This window comes from Thalassobacterium maritimum, from assembly GCF_031127805.1.
GTDB lineage: Bacteria > Verrucomicrobiota > Verrucomicrobiia > Opitutales > Coraliomargaritaceae > Thalassobacterium > Thalassobacterium maritimum.
Window position 1 is genome coordinate 1 of the sequence record NZ_JARXHW010000065.1, and the last position, 17,797, is coordinate 17,797.

Genomic DNA, 17,797 nt, shown 5'->3' on the forward strand with positions numbered 1-17,797 from the left:
GGAATCTAGCCTCCGAGCGACTGGGCTGATGCGGGCGTGACAAGTCGCGCCCCTACGTTCTGACCGCCCGAACCGCTTAAGTCCGTGCCATTCCGACATGACCCCGTTCGGAGGTTTGTCGGTATTTAATTGCTTCGCCATCTTCGCATACGCTTCGTCATCACTCATAATTGATACTTCATCATTCGCCCTTTGGGACGTGCGGATGCCTTCGGTTGCGGTGAGTTTCATTCTACTTAGATTTCTTAGACTTGGAGGCTTTAGCTTTAGGCATCTTCGCATCAGTTTCTGCCGCAACTTCCTCCTCATTCTTCATGTAACTGGTTTCAAACATTTTTACACGAGGATATGCGTTAGTGGTTTCCCATTTCGCTTTAGATATTCCATCAGGACCTTTCCTCTTTAGTTTTTCACCAATACTTAAGCTCAGCGAAAAGAAGTTTACGAATTGACGAGGTCCAACTCCGACAAACGGGAGGAACAGAACTCGTTCATTAACATTAGGGTCGGACTCCGACGTCGAAATGGCGTCATCGTGCATTTCAAGCGCTTTACTCTTAGGATACGGTTCAATATAGATCACTTTTTTTATGCCACTTGAAATAATGTGCTTTGCGCAGTTGTGGCAGGGGAACGTCGTGCAAAACAAGGCTGCTCCGTCGCAACTTAAACCACGTCTGGCGCATCCCAATATTGCGTCCATCTCAGCATGAACGACTCGACCGAACTCAGTGATATCCTCAATTCCCGATTTCTTAATGTTTTTGGTTAAAGCCTCAAGCACCTGCTTATTAGTTATACCTTCTTTGAGGATCGAAATGATATCTGATTTCTCTTTTGCATTAAAGTCGTGTCCCCGCATGTAGTCTCGGCCTTTCGCGACGTCATATATGAGGTTCTCATCTGAGTTAAAAAGTGGCCAATATGAACCGCCTCCGGGCTTGGGGCATTCATTGGCTCCTGTTGATACGACATCGGTTCCTTTTGCTATGACTGCGCCCACCTGCCTTGACATGTCGGAACTCCTGATTGAAGAGGAGTATGCCATGAACATCGCATATTCATGAAATGTAGGAGTCTGGTATGGGTCCCCAAATATAATCTTTAAAAAGCGCTGTATCGAGTTGCATACCTTTTTATTGTTGCCGTTTTCCGTCAGGAAAAAATCAGCGAGATGAAATGCCTTACTCGTATTTTGTCCGTGTCCCAGTTCATCATCACGATCTCTTTCAATTAGATTCCTACGTAGTGTTGAATCAGCGATATTGCAGTAAGTTTCTAAGTAATAATCGCGGGATACTTCAGATGAATGAATTGCAAATAAGTAAAACCCTCTTCCGTAAATATTCTTTAATTCATCAACTTCGTCGGGATGTTTGATTGAATCGATTAAGTAGATGATGCGCTTAGACGTTAATTTTTCACGCTCTTGGCGAATTCTAGCCGCTGCTCGTTTTGCTAGAAATGCATTATCTGTTGTTTTTTTGCGGATCTGATTCCCGGCATCCATGAACCCCGTAACTCTTTCATATTCACCTTTACTGCTCGGAGGCTCCCCTAGGTATTCTGTTATTAGTGAGCTAATACTGATGTCCACTACGAAGTAATTATAGTGTTTTGCTAGAGCATGTATATTCGATTTTACTAAGGATCGATTACAGCCAATTGGTCCAATGATCCCAATTACAATTTCAGAGTCTTCGTGTGAATTTTGACTGTATTTCATAATGTTCTTTGGGGGCTACTTCGCTTTATGTGTTTCAATTAAGAAGGCTGCAGGTGCTTCTGATATTGTTGCAGCTCAATCACTTTAGCCCAACACGTGCGGGGTGCCTTCGGCTCCGAGGGGTTCAATGATCGCTGTTTCGAGTTGGGCTTTGGTGAATTTCATTAAGGTTATTATGCAAGGGCGCTATCGATGCTCTCTAAATAGGCGATAATTTCGTTCACTGTTTCACGAGCGAATTCGGCTCGGTCCTCCTCTTCGTGGGTGCCCTTATTCAGGTATCTCCATTCTCTCGAATCTCCGTTTATTCCAAGAAGGGATTCAAGCGGTGTCAGAATGGAACTCTTATTCTGATCTGCAAAGGTGGCATTCGCGATCTTGCATTTCAATTGCTCAGTGAGATTTCGTAGCTCAATCGGAGAAGTCGACGACCGCATTTTTATGCTCAGGTTGCCGTCGCCGTATCGATTAACATATCGCCAAACCTTATTTTTCGTTAGCGCCTCAAGAGCCTTTCTGGATTTGTCTAGCGCGTCTCGAACCTCATTTCTTTCGAAGTGAGATCGAGCCGAAACAATGTAGTTGCGAGGGGCACAATTTAAATCTACGGAGACATGAAACGCTCCATTCTGAGGCAAGAAGGAAACTGTCTTCGCCTGGCGCGCTTGTTCAGCGGGCAAGAGATTTTGAATATCTTTGAAGAACTCTTCTCCATGGCACGCGATAACTATTTGCTTGCCCCCAAAATCGATGTTTTCAAACAGCGTTCTCCTTATGGACTCTCGATGGTCCTCATCGATGGCATTAACTGGATCGTCGAAGATTAGGAGAGGGCAATCCTCCTTGAGGTTTTTAGCGCACAAGATAGCCAACCCAATGCAACGGATATGCCCCTCACTCAAGATGTGTAACGCATCAAAGAACTCTTCAGGGTCCTTTCTCAGCGAGATCTCAAGGCGTTGATTCCGGCTAAGTGGTAGTCGGATACTCGCAAGTTTTTCGATCTCGGCGTCATTCCGGTTGAAGGCATTGTAAATCTCTACAACTTTTTCGCCAAGGTCCGCGACCAATTGAGCAGGTAGTCCGTCCTTATAGTCATTCAACTTTTGAACAAAAGAATCGTAGGCACTAGCGATGACATTGTTTTGTGCGACGACCGCCTTCTCCGCTTCGACCTCCTTTATTAAATCAGCATTCTCCTCGGCAAATGTGGCTAATGCTCCTTCAGCTTTCCTTCTCGTCTCGGACGCAGTTTTCGTGCGTGTATTGAGCTCAACGATCTGCTTGAAATACGCGCGCAATTGATCGAGTTCGGTCTGTTTCTGCGCTCTCTCAGCTGTTGCCTTGTCGATCTCCTTGTCGGCTTCTTCAATTGCTCTCACCTGACTCTCAAGGTGCTCGAATGAAGACGAGTCATTGCCGGATGTTTGAAGCAACGACTTCCACCAATTGATGTCAGCTGCTCCTCCCTCAGTTGGTTGAATTTCTGAGAGAGGGTTGTTCTCGTTATTCACTGAACAGCAGGTGTTGATTACCCCAGATAGCTGAGTCAATGACGTCGAGAAACTATCCTGTAACGTTTTCACTGCCTCCTGTAGCAGCCCCAGGTGTTCAAGTTTCTTCAGCTCAGCGCCAGCGTGCGAAAAGGGGTTCTCCGCAACTTGTGAAAGCGGAGTCTGGCAGGCCGGGCATTGCTCGGGACTGCTTTCTTGTAGCTTTTCGACAGCCTCGTATAGCTGCTTAAAAGAAACCTGCTGGCTGAGTTTTTCTAACTCAGCTTGTTTGCGCTCAATTTCCGAAACGTCGTTCTCGATGGACTGCTTCAAAGCATCGAGGTTGGTGGCGGTCAGGTTGCGTTTTGGCGGTAGTTGTTTTTGCAGCTCAGTTTCAAGCTGTTTAATGCGCCCAGGCTTTTCATCAGCGCCCTTCAACTCCGCAACCATTGTGTCGAAACTGCATCCTTCGCGATAAGCCTCAGCGAGAACTGTCTCAGCCGTTTCGATACTTTTTACTTCTTCAGGATTTGTCGTCTTGAGTTGAAGTTCGTGGCCGGCGAGAACCACTTTCTTTTGTGCCAATTCCTTGGCCTTGACTCCTTCACGATCGATATAGCGGTCATCCATCTCGCTCGTAAAGTTGCCGACGAAATTAGTAAACGCATCGAGGCCGAACAGGGTTGAAATCAATTCAGTTTGTTTCGCGGGAGCCTGGGCTGCAATGCGAGAAAAATTGTCGATTCTGTTCTTCTCGACGAAACAGAAACGATAGAGAGCTTCGTCCGCCGATATCGCGACGTCACTCCCTTCAGCATCGAGCCCGATCAGTGCAGGCGGGGAGAACGAATTGGTATGGGCGTTCTTCAGGTAGTCTTGTTGACGGAGTCGTTTGCTTTCTGCCTCTGCGACACTTCCCAATAGTCCAAACTCCAACGCTTCACAGAAACTCGATTTACCCGTTCCGTTCGGCCCGTAGATCAGAACAAGCTCGTTGGATAAATCGAAATCCTCTTGTTTGGCAAATCCACGAAATGGACCAACAGAAATGCTTTTTAGCTGGGTAAATGGGCAGGTTTGCGATGTGGTCTGTTCAGGTGCAGGCTCGATACCTGCGCTAGTTGTCGTCCAATTTGCCTGAGCAAGCTCCACCAATTTTTTAATGCGCTGCCCCTGAGAAGTGGATAACGGGATAAGTGTCTCTAGGTGAGCTAGAACAAGGTTCGCGACCTTGCGCACTTCAGAGGGCGTCTCATCGCCGATGAGAGTCTGCAAAAAACGAATGTATTCAGATTGGATCATATGCTGCTCACGTGCTCTTTATTCGGGATTCGGAGGTCTCCCGAAATGAGTTTTGGGAGGAGGGTATCGCGGAGGTTGGTGAGTATGTCCGTTGCTCTTTGATGCTGACCTATCTTCTCAATGAGCGGGTAAGCTTTCTGGTCAAAGAGTTCCATGAGCTCTTGAGGGAAAGTTACGGTCTCTAAGTTTCCAACGACCTCGGGCCTGATGGCTGAGTAAGCACCTCCATCTGCAAGGTGTGCAAAATGATCGATGACGTCGTCTTGGGTCAGGCACAGGTAAACATAGGAGCGGCATGCTTCCTGTTTAGGGCGTAACACCGCAAAGCCTGTGCTTCCGGTCAGACCGTCTTCTTGGATGTATGCAAATGATCGATTCCCGGGACGAACCGTTCCGATGATGGTGTCGTCGACCTTTAATACTCTTCTCGCACGACTCGGGGCTTCTGAGTAGTCGTATGGGAACACTTCGTTGATTCGTCCATTCTTGGTGTTGGCGAGATCGACGTAGTTTACGTGGTCAGGATGCGTCTTGTTGCTCCATGACTCAGAGTTTAAGTCGGCAAGTTCAGTGATTTTTCCAGTCTCCCAGCCCTGCGGAATCCAGCCCAATTCCTCGGTCTCTTGAAACGAATCGGGGAAGAGGTGCGCGGTGCGCGAATTCTGAGTCGCGAGTGATGAATGATGAGTTGCGGATTCTAGTTTTTCAGCATTCAGCCTTCTTAACTCAGCCCTCGCCTGAAATTCAGGCGGTATCGGATTCCCGGCAGTGAGTGCATTGTCGATCACCGGGTCGAAGTCGACAAACCAACTTTTGAAGAGGGCCTGCGCCATCGCTTCGAGCGTCGCATTCATCTTCCGGTTTACCTCAATTTTGTCATCCAAGCTGCCCAAAATGTGAGCGATCGCTTTTTGCTCGGGGAGGGGTGGGAGTGGGATTGGCAGAGTTCGGACAGTCGACATGTTCAGTCGCTCAGTCACGGTGCCATCACGGAATGCTAGAAGGTAGTTTTGAAAGGTGGGAGAGTTTATCCAATTTCGCAGAAAGCTTGGATTGATGATCTCGGACTTGGGTCTGATCAGAACCATTCGTTGACCAAGGCACACTTTCGTTCTCTCCGGGATTTCTGCGGCGTCACCAAAGTAGGTGCCCTCACGACTAAACAAGATGTCTCCGGGGGACGGTTCGGCGCGCTTGATTCTCTCCTTGTAGGTTTCCTGTGAGACGAACACAGCATTCGAAGTATCAAAATACCCTTTCCGGATATCCTGAGTCCTAACCATGAAGATTCCCTCGTCCACGAGCATGGGTGTGGAGTGCGGACAATCGAAAACTCCATCGCAGATCGATTCAAGGGACTGAATCTTCCAAGAGCTATCGACACCGACTAACGGCGGCCCTACATACTCTTGCTCAGCTACCATACCCCAAGCACTCCGGTGCGTGCGCCGATGGCCTGCCTGTGCGTAGCACGCAGACAGGCGAATTGTGAATTGTGAATGATTAAGTTTGAAAAGTGCATCCTAGTTTGCGGGCCAGTTGTTGCGGAGTTTGTTCAGCCAAGGAGTGAGGCCTTCTTGGCGGACTTGTGAAAAGCGGTCGAGCATACGGGCGAGTTGTTCTAGCTCTGGGTTCATCCAGCCGATGAGTTGAAGCATCTTGTCGTGCTGGGTGTCGAGGTCTTGCCAATGCAGCACGCGTTCGTGATGAAAAACGCGATTCCGGAGGTCGCGGACTTTTTGCCATTTAGGTCTTAGGGCCTCGACATCGCGTGCGCTTTTCGGTGCGTTCGCAAATGCGGTTTTGGCGATGTGATAGGCGACTCCGGATGTCATATGCGGTTTGGTGAAGAAGCCGACCCAAAAGCCGAAGGTGAGTTCAGCGACAACGCGACCGGATGAAAGTGATTTGCCCGCACGGGTGAGGTGATCTTTCGCATCGGTTACCTGCTTGCTCTGCCAATGTGGTAACGGGAGTGTGTTATACCAAGTGTCGGTGCCTGCGCGTGCACTGAGCGATGCGTGCATTGCGTTGCGCATTGCAATCTCGGCGAATTGTAACGGCGAGTAGAGGGATTCACAAAGCGCCATGTTCAGTAAGTAGCGAGCAAGGGTGCTTGCGTCGTCAACGCCATCCTGCCGGTATGCGCCGAGGCGTTCCGGATTTAGGTGGGTTTCTACTTGCCTGAAAAATGTTCGATCCATGCTTGATCTAAAGGGATAAATTATATCTATTATGCAACGTAGACCCCGGGCACTTCTTCCTTAGTCCTTCGCGATTAATAGGAGCCGGGGTTTCTTTTTGCCCGAATTTTATTGGCCATATCCGAGTCCTTTCAGGTTGTCGCGGATGATTGCGTCCAGCTTCGAGGATTCTTCCATTTGGGCGTAAAGTGCCTGGCTCATTTCGGTCATCTTGATTTCGAAGGGGATGCCATCGTCTTCGAGAGCGGCTGATCATGCTGCCGACCTTGCGGGCATCGATGAAGAGGGTCTTGCCTTTGCGGTCGGAGAACGTAGCTCCTGCTGCGTTTTTACCCCCACTCTTATCCTTACTCAAGAACCAGAGGCAGACGGGGATCTGGGTGGTGTAGAAGAGTTGGCCGGGGAGGGCGATCATGCAGTCCACTAGGTCGTTCTCGACTAGCTTTTGGCGGATTTCGCCTTCGCCTTTGGTGTTGGTGCTCATCGAGCCGTTGGCCAGGACGAAGCCGGCGACGCCGTGCTCGGAGAGCTTGGAGACCATGTGGAGAATCCAGGCGTAGTTGGCATTGCCGGTGGGCGGGGTGTCGTAGCGCCGCTCCAGCGTCCGTCGTGGACGAGTTCGTCGGCGGCCCGCCAGTCCTTCAAGTTGAAGGGCGGGTTGGCCATGATGTAGTCGGCCTTGAGGTCGGGGTGTTGATCCTTGAAGAAGGTGTCGGCGGGGACCTCGCCGAGGTTGGCCGAGAGGCCGCGCACCGCGAGATTCATCTTGGCCAGCTTGTAGGTGGTGGCGGTGAATTCCTGCCCGTAAACCGAGATGTCCTTGGTGTTGCCGTGGTGACTCTCCACAAATTTGAGCGACTGCACGAACATACCGCCCGAGCCGCAGCAGGGGTCGTAGATCTTGCCCTTGTAGGGCTCGATCATTTCGGCGATCAGGTAGACGATGCACTTCGGGGTGTAGAACTCGCCCCCGAGCTTGCCTTCGGAGGCGGCGAACTTGCCGAGGAAGTATTCATAGACCCGACCGACGGTGTCCTCCTCCTTGTCCGCGACGGTGTCGATGTTGTTGATCGCATCGATCAGGGCGGCGAGCTTGCTGCCATCCAGCCCGAGGCGTGAAAAGTAGTTGTCGGGGAGGGCACCCTTGAGCGAGGCATTGCTCTTTTCCACCGCAGTGAGGGCGGAGTCGATCTTGACCGCGATATCGCCTTGCTTGGCATGCTGCTGGATATGGGACCAGCGGGAGGTCTCCGGCAGGTAGAAGACATTCTGCATGGTGTAGAACTCCACCATATCGACGTAGGCCTCCTGTCCCTCCGCGATCAGCTGAGCGTGGCGCTCTTCGAACTTGTCGGAGACAAACTTGAGGAAGATCAACGAAAGCACGACATGCTTATATTCAGAAGACTCCACCGAGCCCCGCAGCTTAGTAGCCGTTTCCCAAAGGGACTCTTCAAAGGATTTTGCAGGTTTCTTTGGTGCAGATTTTTTCTTAGGCATGTTTTCTTTTCAGATTTAGGGAGCAGACGTTGCAAAGTAATGTTCTTATTCTGGTTAGAACAGTTTTTTCGTGATTTTTATGAATGTATGTAAATTTTATGAGTAAACACGTTGAAGCTTCGCCCTCCAATTGGTCGAGCTTGCTTTCATTGTGGGGATGCTTGGGGATTATTTGACCAGTGCGAGTGCGGCCTTGTATTGGGGCCTCTCAAGTAAGCAGCGGTCGCGGAGGGTACAACCAACTTCCATGGCACTGAGTAGTTGCTATGCTGGCTAACTTGCTTGTTGCCAGAATTCTTGATTCGTACGTTCGAACCGTAATCCTCTGTCCTCTGACTTCTAGGGTGAACGAGCTGGGTCTAGATATTGGCTAGGCCCTTTTTTAGGATCAGGTTGCCGTATTTGGCCATTTCGCCTGTCATGACGACGGCGTAGTTTGTTTTTGCGCGGTCGTAAAAGGCGAAGCGTTCGACGCGTTCGATGTTTACGTTGAGGTCGACGCCGGCTTTGCCGATGGCTTTGCGATAGGCTTCCTCGACGGTGGGATCTAGTGAGTCTCCGGGGACGGCGGCCATCATGGCGAGGGGGGCATCGACATACGGGTCGAGCGGCAGGAGCGGCAGGATGGCTTCTAATAGTTGGGGGATGCCCAAGCCATCGGCGCGAATTACGCGCTGTCCAAAGCTGTCGCCTGGGAAGTGGGCGTCTGCGAGTAAAATTTCGTCGCCGTGGCCCATGCGATAAAGAGCGTTCAAGAGTTCGGGACTAACGAGAGGAGAGATTCCGTTTAGCATAATCGTGTTTTTTGAGAAAAAATGATATTACAAAAATTGGCTGCGCGCGTCACTCAAATAGGGCGCTATTTTGTTTTTGTGGAGTAGGACCAGATGTTGTGACGTCCGTAAGGTTTGATGTGGGTTACGTATTCCTGCTTGCGTATTTCGATGGGCAGGTTCGGCACCGCCCGGTCGACGTAGACGCGATCGCCTGGGCAAGCGCCACAGAGACGACTGGCGATGTTGATGGGACGGCCGATGTAGTCGTTGCCAATTTCCAGGTGGCTGGCTAGGCCAAAGCAAATGCCGGCTCCGATATCTTGTGGGGCACCGTGTGTGAAATGGGGGCTATCTTTAACCATTGACCAGCTGTGGCGTAGGTTGAGTGCGGCATTGAGTGCTTCACGCACTGCGATTTCTCGGTCCGTGGGGCTGGTTTCCCAAATCGCGAGCACGCCATCGCCTAAGAACTTGGTCATCTCCGGTGGAAAGCGTTGCAGGGCGCGGTTGACCATGTGGTAGAAGGCAGACATGAGCCCGCAAATATAGGGCGACTCAATTTCGGGCTTCTCACAGAAGATACTGAAGCCGCGGATGTCGATCACCAGCGCCAGCACCTCGCAGGGCTTGCCGAATTCGACTTCGGGCTCGGTATCTTCGATGAAGGGGTAGTTGGTATAGATTTCTTCTTCGAACTGATAGTAGTTCGATTTAGTTACGGAATCGCTATAGAAGCTTAAGCCTTCTTGGTAGCGGTCGTAAGATGTCGGACGGTATTGTAGTTCAGATACTGCGTAGTCTTCGCTGTGCTGAGTTCGACTGGTGTAGAAGCGTGCGGAGTATTTGCGGACGCGCTCTTCTTTGCCCTTTAGCTTGTTGAGTACTTTCGAGATTTCTGGCTCTTCGAGCACGATGAAGGAATCGAAGCCATCGATGGTGAAGTGGACGTATTTATACTCGGAGTGGACTGTCTGGAAGCGGCTGCAAATGTCCCAAAAATCTCGAAAACCGAGCCCCGTGATTGGGTAGTGTCGTTGTATCTTAGTCTGTGCCATGGTTGGGGGTGCACGCGCGTGGCTATGCTTTGGGGAGGAAGAATCCGCGTTGCTTTTCACTGATAGCGAGCTCGCAGACATCCATGACCTTGAGCATATCTTCCCAGACCATGCGCTTGGTTTTTAATGTGCCGTTTCGCAATAAATAGGAGGGGTGAAAAGTGATCATGACCGGTATGTCTTCGAAGCTGGCCCAGGTGCCGCGCACGGAGCCGAGTTTGCGCTCAGGATCGGGCCCTAGTAGGCCGTTGACCGCGGCGTTGCCTAGGGCTACGATGACCTTTGGCTTAATGATTTCGATCTGAGCCTTCAAGTAGGGGAGGGAAAACTGCATCTCTTCAATTGTGGGCGGGCGGTTGCCGTAGGGTTTGTCGTGCTCCGGGCGCCACTTCAAAATATTTGTGATATAGACCTCTTCGCGCGAGAGTCCCATGGCGCTAATGATCTTAACCAATAGTTGGCCGGCCTTGCCCGCCGCGGGTTCTCCGGTAAGCTCTTCTTCCGTGCCGGGCGCTTCGCCGCAGAACAAGATGTCGGCTTCATGCGAGCCCGCTCCGAAGACTAATTTTCCCTCTTTGCTGAGATGCTGCTGACATACTTCGCAAGTGTTTACCTGCTCGCGTAGCCATGCCAATTGAGTGGTGGCGTCGCCATAAGGTATTTTTATTTGTGGTGGTTCCGGTAGTGGTGGAGCCTTGCTGGATTCAGCAGCTTTCGTCGTGCCGCTTGAGCTTGCTTGAGTCGGATTGTCATTGAGTAATGCCTTTAGATCGCCGTGCTGTGCGGGGGCTGAATTGCGCTCGTTTCGCTCCTGCCTTGAGGACGTGGCACTGCTTCTGGATGATTCAGCCGCACGAGACGTGATTAGACGCATGGTGTCATCTTCAATGAAGACCCGATTGACACCATCACGTTGTAAACGTCTTAACTCGATTGCAATTGCTTCCAGACCTGAGGACATGGGATGAAGGTTGTAGATGTGCTGCATCGCGTCGAGTTACTTTTCGAACTGGATGCTAAATTAGTCGTCATTTTCGTCGTTGAGGGGTGGGGCTTTGATCGATTTTAATGAGCTGGCGTTGATGCAGGTGGTTTTTATGCGTATAATATTTCTGGAAATTACTTTTGTTTGTTGGCTGAAGGACGTAGTTGTGGGGTGTTTTACTGAGTTCTTCGTTTTGTGACGCGTAGTTTTTGTTTAAATGGGGGCGTTTTTGATTGGAAATGTCATTCAAGAAAGTGTAAAAAATTTATATTGACGATATTGTGACTTTACGAGGCCTTGCGGAACGGGCCATACTCTATTATTCCCCCCTAATACTTTCAGCAGTTCCCGCGCAATAATTATGTCTGAGAAAGCAACATTACTGAGTTCTATTCCACCGGTTAAAACCACGGAGTCGAATGATGGTCGCCAATCGCTCCTAGCCCCGATGCCTGTTCTATCGAATGTTGAAAGCACGACTGAGGCAAAGATGAAGGTCGAGGATCCATCTCAGTCCTATAGCCAGTCCTATAGCTCTTCAGGTAATGATGCTGCTGAAAATGAAGCCGTCACGGCTGCGCCTGCTCTGATGAAGATTGAACCCATCAAGGCGACGGGTAAGGTTTCATTACTCTCTCAAACACGTGAGGCGCCGCCAGTTCCGGTTCGGACACCGGCGAAAGAAGTTGAGCTTGCTAAACCAGTTGCTTCATCTTCATCGACTACATCAACTGCAACTGCAGCATCGACTACATCAACTGCATCAACTAAGCCTGCTAGCTCAGCTTTGCTCAAGCCCGTAGAGCTGGAGCCAAGTCCGGAACCCGCTTCGGTTACTGGATTTCAGATGGTGACCTATGCCTCTTTCGTTTTGAATTTTCTGCTTGCTGGTGCAGTTGCGGTCATTTTGTACAAAAAGGCAATGAAGCTGGCTGAGGAGCGCTTTGTGGTCAGCGCAAAGGCGATGGCTATTGCGGGGGTGCTGATCATGTTGCATGGCTTCTTCGCTACTTATTTATATGCGGCTCATTTAAACGATTCGGTGAGCACTGCGCCACTTTTTCTGACGATGGGGGTTTGGATTCTGGTGGGGCCCGCTGTAGGTATTATTACGCGTCACTTATTGGCGCGGGGCGATAAGCCAAACATGAAAGCCGGCATGGTGGATGCCGCGGTTTATGGGCTGATCTTTTTCCTGACTGCTTGTGGGGTGAGTTCGGGAATTAAGACCAACGCTGCTTTGCTCGCTTCTATTTTAGCTGGCTTTTTGATGATTGTTCCGATTGCACGTTCGTTGACTGCTTTTGGGCGCGCGAAGGCGCGTCATCAGGAGCTAAATGAGACCTCTGATAAAATTCTGATTTACGGTTTGTTGCTCTTGCCTGCCTTGTTGCCTGTGTTGGCATTTGCAAATGTTTGTGGCCTGAGTGATGCCCTGACACTTTTTTTAATTAACTTCATTACTTTTGACTTTGTCTTAGTGGTGAGCTTGTCGTTAATGGCTTCAGCAGATGAGTTCATACCTGCGCAGGAGTCTGGGCAAGCTGCAGCAAGTGTTGCTGCTGCTGCTGTTACTGCTGATGCCGCGCCTGAGGCAGTCGAAGTTGCTGAGTCCCGCGAAGCGGTGGCAGCAGCTGCGGCGGCTGATCCTGAACCTATGCAGGAGGTGCCTGCGTCGGTTCCAGCAGCGCGCCCGGAGAAGCTGAAGACCGGAAATCCCGATGATCCGATTATTCAATTTTTGAATGGAGAAGTTGATGAAGAAGAGGCGCCGTTAAATTTTGATAAGCCTTCGTCAGTCGCTAAACCTGCTTCATCGCGACCTCTGCCGCCTCGTAAGCCGGGACATCCTGGCATTAAGCCTCCCAAGAAGCCAGGCACGAGCTCCGCAGCTAAGGCACCTAAAGCGCCAAATGCACCTTCGCGACTTAAAGCACCAGCGAAACCTAAAAAACGTTTTTAAGTAATACTTTACTTACCAAACTCAACTCTATTACCTTAACTTAATATTTTGCCCCAATGATTATGGATATTTCAGGAATGGGATTTACTGACGAGCTAAGCTCGCTTCAACCAGGCATGAGCTTGGGAAACTTGCAGATTGCTAAATTTATTGGTAAAGGTGCCATTGGAGAGGTCTATCTCGCTCAACATGAAATGCTTGGCAAGCAATTTGCTGTAAAAGTGATTCCTAAGGGCTTTAATGGAGAAGATGGCGCTACGGTGTTTAAGCAGGCGGCACGGATTCAGACGAGGCTTGATCACCCAAATATTTTACGCATCGATGATCTCGGTGAGGAAGACATGTTTTACTGGTTGCGGATGGAGTATATCGAAGGTGAGGTCACTGCGCAAAAGGTGACTATACGAACCTTGGAAGATTTGATGCGCAACAATAAGGGCCCACTCAGTGAGGAGGAGGTCAACTATTACTTGTATTACCTTTTGCTAGGCTTGGATCATGCGCATGATGAAGGCATTGTACACGCAGATTTGAAACCAGCAAATGTGTTGATTACGGATGAAGGGGTGAAGATTTCTGAGCTAGGAGTGACCGATTTGATCGGCCATGCTTGGGATGATTTTCATCTGCTTCGTAATGACGTTCGCTTGGATCCGACGCCTTTCGATCCATTGCCAGGTTTTAGCCGTGCTTTGCCTTCCTTACTGAATTCATTTGAATACTACAGCCCTGAGCAGCGCGCTGGGAAGCAGCCTGATATTGCGAGTAATTTATACACCGTCGGTTTGATTACGTATCGCATGTTGACTGGGCGTTATAGCTTATCGCTAGATCTGCCCACGCAAGCTGTCAATGGCATCAACCCACGCTGGGATGCTTGGATGAAGCAGGCACTTGCTTATGATACTGAGGATCGTTTCCAATCTGCGTCTGATATGCTGCATGCTATACCAGGACTTGATTCAGGCGATGAGGCCGATGATTCGGCCGCTTCTGAACAGGCGGCTAGCTGATTTGTAGCTGATTTGTAGCTAATTTATACTTCATTCTTAACACTATTTATTTATCAATAACTCCCAATAAGCCATGTCTATTCAGCGTAAATTTAAAGTAACCACCACGATCACTCAATATATGTGGGCATCGTCTCGCAGCGATGCGGAGAAGTTTCAAGAAGAGCTCATTAAAAAGGGCAAGTTGGATGTCATGCGTCACGGTGAAACCGATGTGAAATATTGTTTCGCAGGCGGTAAAGACTTTCTTGAAGCGCCCGAGGATATCTCCCAAACACGCAATCCTATCGAAGAGCCACGACGTGGCGATTGGCTCGAAATTGAGCATGGGGATGTCAAGGCTTGCGCACTGGTCCGCCGCCTTACGCGTCGCAAAGTTTATTATTATGAAGCGCTTTCAAAGACGGAGCGCTCGGTGGATCGCGATCGTTGGATTCAGTGGGCCTCACAGCACAATATTCACCCTTCTTACGACGGTATTGTGCCGCCATTTATCGTGGACGAAGCGATCAATGCGCACGAGGAGCGCGGTATGCTGAGCGGTTTCTCGGCCACTCCGGATTCTTCGCTGATACTAGAGATTCTTGATAAGTATGGTTATGTGCCGGATGATTATGAGGTCGAGAACGGCTATTGGGCCGAGGTTTATATCGACAACGCGATCTCTGAGAAAATCTTATCAAGTCAAAAAGAGCCTGCACTTCGCACAGGCACTGACGGTGATCAAGAGTTTGGCGATTTTGCTGTGGGCTTCTCCGAGGAGTTGCCTACTATGGATGAATTCGATTCTAAGTTTTAAGGGAGCCCTGATCAGGCGCTCATCACGATTTTTATACACACTGGAAAATTTCAATTATGGCACGTAAGCTCGCATTTATTAATTACAAAGGTGGCGTTGGTAAGACTTCGCTCATCGTCAATGTTGCCTCATGCCTCGCGCAGCGCGGTAAGCGTGTCTTACTTTGCGATCTCGACACACAGTCGAACTCCAGTATCTGGCTGCTACGTATCGAGCGCTGGAATCGTATTAATATGGAGAAGCGTGGCTCAATCTTTTCAATTTTTGATCCAGGCGATGATCGTATTAAGGATATTATCGTTAAAGACGTGGTCAGGGACAACCAAGGGAACGCGCAGTTGCCAGGTCTTGATCTGCTACCAACGACTTTCAATTTGATCGATATTGAGAATGAATACAAAATTGATCCTCAGAATCCGCATTACCTGATCTTTAATGAGCAGATTCGGGAGGTAGAAGACGATTACGACTTCATTCTTTACGATTGCCCGCCCAATATTCTCAATGCGTCGCAGCTCGGTATCTTTAGTGCCGATGAGTTATATGTGCCCGCAAATCCAGATGCGCTTTCACTGATTGGCTTTACCTTGATGATTGAGAAGCTGCTTCTTTTCTATCGTCGTTCTGCTGGTTTCCGAGTGCCGGAAATGGGTAATTTCGCGCGCGTGTCCGGTGTGATCTTTAACTCAATTAAGGCCAATGTAGACATTGGTGTGCCGAAAATGCGTATGCAGCTGCGCTTGAATCAATTTAAGAAGCAGCGTTTGGTTTCGAACGAAGCAAAGATCTATGATGCCTGTGTGCGTGATGCGACCATTGTGCGTCGTGCAGTGACGCTGGGCTTGCCAGTCTGTCTAGTCGAGAGCCGTGAAGTGGCCGAAGGAGTGGGCAAAGACTATAACGATCTCGCCGAGGAGATGCTTGCGCATGATGTCAATGCGATGGCCCAAACCAGCCGAGGTGCGGATTTAGCCAGTGCGACTTAATTTGTTCTAGTCTTTCGGGGTGGAATGCCTACTATGCCACTCATGAAGAAGGATCCAATAGTGCAAGGGGATGCGCTCAGCCCAGTTGAAAAGCTGGCTGCGCGTTGGGATAAGGCCGCTTATCGTGCCCAGGGTTCACCCTTTGAAGATTTAAGTGTATCCGCACTCGCTAGGAATACTGGTACTAAAGCATGGTCCCGTCCCGGTTCTGTGAAGGGCGACACTATCGCACGCTACATTTATCTAAGCTTTGAAGAACTCATAGAGATTGAAAAGCTGGACATGAAGTCGGCTACGCAATTGTTAGAAATCTGTGAGGCCACGTTCCTATTTGAAGAGGAATGTAATGAGTTGGGCTCATTTGACGGAATTGATAAGCAGGCCTACCACCAGCGTATGCGCTTTGTCGAGGAGTTCGGTTTGTATCAGGATTATCCTGTCGCCTTAGCCAACCTCGATTTTGATCTGCGAGAGCTGTGTGCTGCGGAAGAGGTGATCACCTTTGTCGATCTCATGGAGTTTATTGACCGACTCTCGGACAAAGCGTGGATCGGTGGCAGTTATCGGAACTTGCAAAACGTCTTTGCTCATGGAGATGAGAAGGGCTTAACGCAGTATTTTCCTTATCGTCTAGGGCATCGCGGCTTTCACTTGCCAGAGGCTTTGTCGTTTATCTTAAATCGCATTAAGAAGCATGAGTTGAATGCGGTGCTAGAGTACCACGAGCGTCGCCGTAAGCGTAGTCGCTTGAGTAGTAAGCGTATGGAAATGCCCAGCGTAGTTGAAAGTCGACTGATGCCTGAGGTGATTCAGTGCCTACATTATTTCTGTAATCATCAACCACGCTTGTTGCTGCGATTGCACGATTCTGCTTACCTCTGTCGTGAACTCATGTATCTGAATGACCCTCAGAGTGAAGGTGTGTTGCATTGGCTCTTGCACTTGACACTTGGAATCTTCCGTCCTGCGAAAGATGCGGGTATTGATGAGGAGTTGAAGAATCTAACCACGACACAAGATACAGCCTTACTCAAGGATTTGAGTGATATGCTCAAAGAAGAAGTCGGGTAAACACACTTGCCCTTCTGTCTGCATAGCATTGCGTATGTCTTTATGGATACGGAGCAATTGAAATCTGACTTAGAGTGTATTACTGGACAGCGTGCCATGGATGCCGGGGACACTATGATTCTAGTTTTGGCGCGTTTAGACGCAGTCGCTGAGGCGGTAGATCTACCTATAAAGTTGAAGCATTATTTGTCTCAGCGCAGCTATGTGAAGGCACTTGCTTGGCTGGAGGATCCATCTATTCCACACAAAGTATGAGTGCACGTAAAAATAGTAAAATCTCGACCGACGCGGGCGATTCCTTTGGTGCCAATCCCTTTGGAGGACTTGATTCCAGTGGCCTGCCCGCGGGAGAATTAAAGCCTAAAGCTTTGTTGGCTAAAAAGAAGTCTGCCAAGCAGAAGTCGAAAGGGCGGGTTGAAGTCCGCCGTGAAAAAGCTGGGCGTGGGGGCAAGACTGTCACTACGCTGAGAGAATTTCCATCTCATATTCCGCTTAGTACCTTGGATGCGATGACCTTTGATTTAAAGAAGATCTGTGCCTGTGGAGGCACCTTGAAAGGTCGCGTGGTAGAACTGCAAGGAGATGTTTGCGATCGCGTGTGCGCTGAGCTCAATGCGCGCGGCTATCAAGCCGTGCGCGCGGGGGGGTGAACCTTACCCTAAGGTATCTTGAGCGGGACGGTTCGCTCATATTATACCACTTCTAAGAATATATGATCTATAAGCTTGGCCTTTGCGTAGCCTCGAAACTTTGTTTCCGTGCGTCGCCTTCGGCTATGCAGGATACAGTCGGAGGGCGATCGGCATCGCCCCGGCTCCGAGAACCGAGCTTATACCCATTCGAAAAAAGCTTGGTCCTAATAGATATGTCTTTTGCAAGCTCGGTTCTCGAAACCGGGCGATGCCGATATGTCTTTTGTAACCT

Annotated in this window: 15 protein-coding genes and 1 pseudogene; 7 read left to right on the top strand and 9 right to left on the bottom strand. The window is 49.6% G+C overall.

What is annotated here, in order from left to right; all coding sequences use genetic code 11:
* The 9 genes and pseudogenes from QEH52_RS17700 to QEH52_RS17745 all read right to left on the bottom strand — a co-directional run.
* A partial coding sequence (locus tag QEH52_RS17700) for a hypothetical protein (RefSeq protein ID WP_308952280.1) occupies positions 1-231 on the bottom strand: 231 nt, incomplete at its 3' end.
* A 1-nt stretch (position 232) separates the two neighbouring features.
* Positions 233-1,726, bottom strand: coding sequence for an anti-phage dCTP deaminase (locus QEH52_RS17705; RefSeq protein ID WP_308952283.1), 1,494 nt, complete (start codon positions 1,724-1,726; stop codon positions 233-235).
* Between the two features lie 173 nt (positions 1,727-1,899).
* Complete coding sequence (locus tag QEH52_RS17710; protein ID WP_308952284.1) at positions 1,900-4,521, bottom strand: AAA family ATPase; 2,622 nt, start codon at positions 4,519-4,521, stop codon at positions 1,900-1,902.
* Positions 4,518-5,945, bottom strand: a complete 1,428-nt coding sequence (locus QEH52_RS17715; protein WP_308952286.1) for a restriction endonuclease subunit S — start codon at positions 5,943-5,945, stop codon at positions 4,518-4,520. Before QEH52_RS17715 ends, QEH52_RS17710 begins: the two co-directional genes overlap by 4 nt.
* Before the next feature lie 99 nt (positions 5,946-6,044).
* A complete protein-coding gene (locus tag QEH52_RS17720; RefSeq protein ID WP_308952288.1) occupies positions 6,045-6,725 on the bottom strand; it encodes a hypothetical protein in 681 nt (226 codons plus the stop codon).
* Between the two features lie 108 nt (positions 6,726-6,833).
* Positions 6,834-8,225, bottom strand: a pseudogene (locus tag QEH52_RS17730) (type I restriction-modification system subunit M).
* Positions 8,226-8,584: 359 nt separating this feature from the next.
* Positions 8,585-9,019, bottom strand: coding sequence for an L-fucose mutarotase (gene fucU, locus QEH52_RS17735; RefSeq protein ID WP_308952293.1), 435 nt, complete (start codon positions 9,017-9,019; stop codon positions 8,585-8,587).
* Between the two features lie 65 nt (positions 9,020-9,084).
* Positions 9,085-10,056: an adenylate/guanylate cyclase domain-containing protein gene (locus QEH52_RS17740; protein ID WP_308952294.1), complete on the bottom strand. Its 972-nt coding sequence runs from the start codon at positions 10,054-10,056 to the stop codon at positions 9,085-9,087.
* Positions 10,057-10,078: 22 nt separating this feature from the next.
* On the bottom strand, positions 10,079-11,044 hold the full coding sequence (locus QEH52_RS17745) for a uracil-DNA glycosylase (protein ID WP_308952295.1): 966 nt from the start codon (positions 11,042-11,044) through the stop codon (positions 10,079-10,081).
* A 358-nt stretch (positions 11,045-11,402) separates the two neighbouring features.
* Here QEH52_RS17745 and QEH52_RS17750 point away from each other — a divergent pair, with 358 nt between their 5' ends.
* From QEH52_RS17750 to QEH52_RS17780, 7 genes are all read left to right on the top strand, one after another.
* Positions 11,403-13,004, top strand: coding sequence for a hypothetical protein (locus tag QEH52_RS17750; RefSeq protein ID WP_308952296.1), 1,602 nt, complete (start codon positions 11,403-11,405; stop codon positions 13,002-13,004).
* A gap of 62 nt (positions 13,005-13,066) precedes the next feature.
* Complete coding sequence (locus QEH52_RS17755; protein WP_308952297.1) at positions 13,067-14,017, top strand: serine/threonine protein kinase; 951 nt, start codon at positions 13,067-13,069, stop codon at positions 14,015-14,017.
* Positions 14,018-14,090: 73 nt separating this feature from the next.
* Positions 14,091-14,816, top strand: coding sequence for a hypothetical protein (locus QEH52_RS17760; protein ID WP_308952298.1), 726 nt, complete (start codon positions 14,091-14,093; stop codon positions 14,814-14,816).
* Positions 14,817-14,872: 56 nt separating this feature from the next.
* On the top strand, positions 14,873-15,802 hold the full coding sequence (locus QEH52_RS17765; RefSeq protein WP_308952299.1) for a ParA family protein: 930 nt from the start codon (positions 14,873-14,875) through the stop codon (positions 15,800-15,802).
* A gap of 42 nt (positions 15,803-15,844) precedes the next feature.
* Positions 15,845-16,873 (top strand): hypothetical protein, encoded by a 1,029-nt coding sequence (locus tag QEH52_RS17770; RefSeq protein ID WP_308952300.1) that lies wholly within the window; start codon positions 15,845-15,847, stop codon positions 16,871-16,873.
* A gap of 42 nt (positions 16,874-16,915) precedes the next feature.
* Positions 16,916-17,128 carry a hypothetical protein gene (locus QEH52_RS17775; RefSeq protein ID WP_308952301.1) on the top strand — a complete coding sequence of 71 codons (213 nt, stop codon included), beginning with the start codon at positions 16,916-16,918 and terminating at the stop codon, positions 17,126-17,128.
* A complete protein-coding gene (locus QEH52_RS17780) occupies positions 17,125-17,523 on the top strand; it encodes a translation initiation factor (protein WP_308952302.1) in 399 nt (132 codons plus the stop codon). The genes QEH52_RS17775 and QEH52_RS17780 overlap by 4 nt, the downstream gene beginning before the upstream one ends.
* Positions 17,524-17,797: the final 274 nt, after the last annotated feature.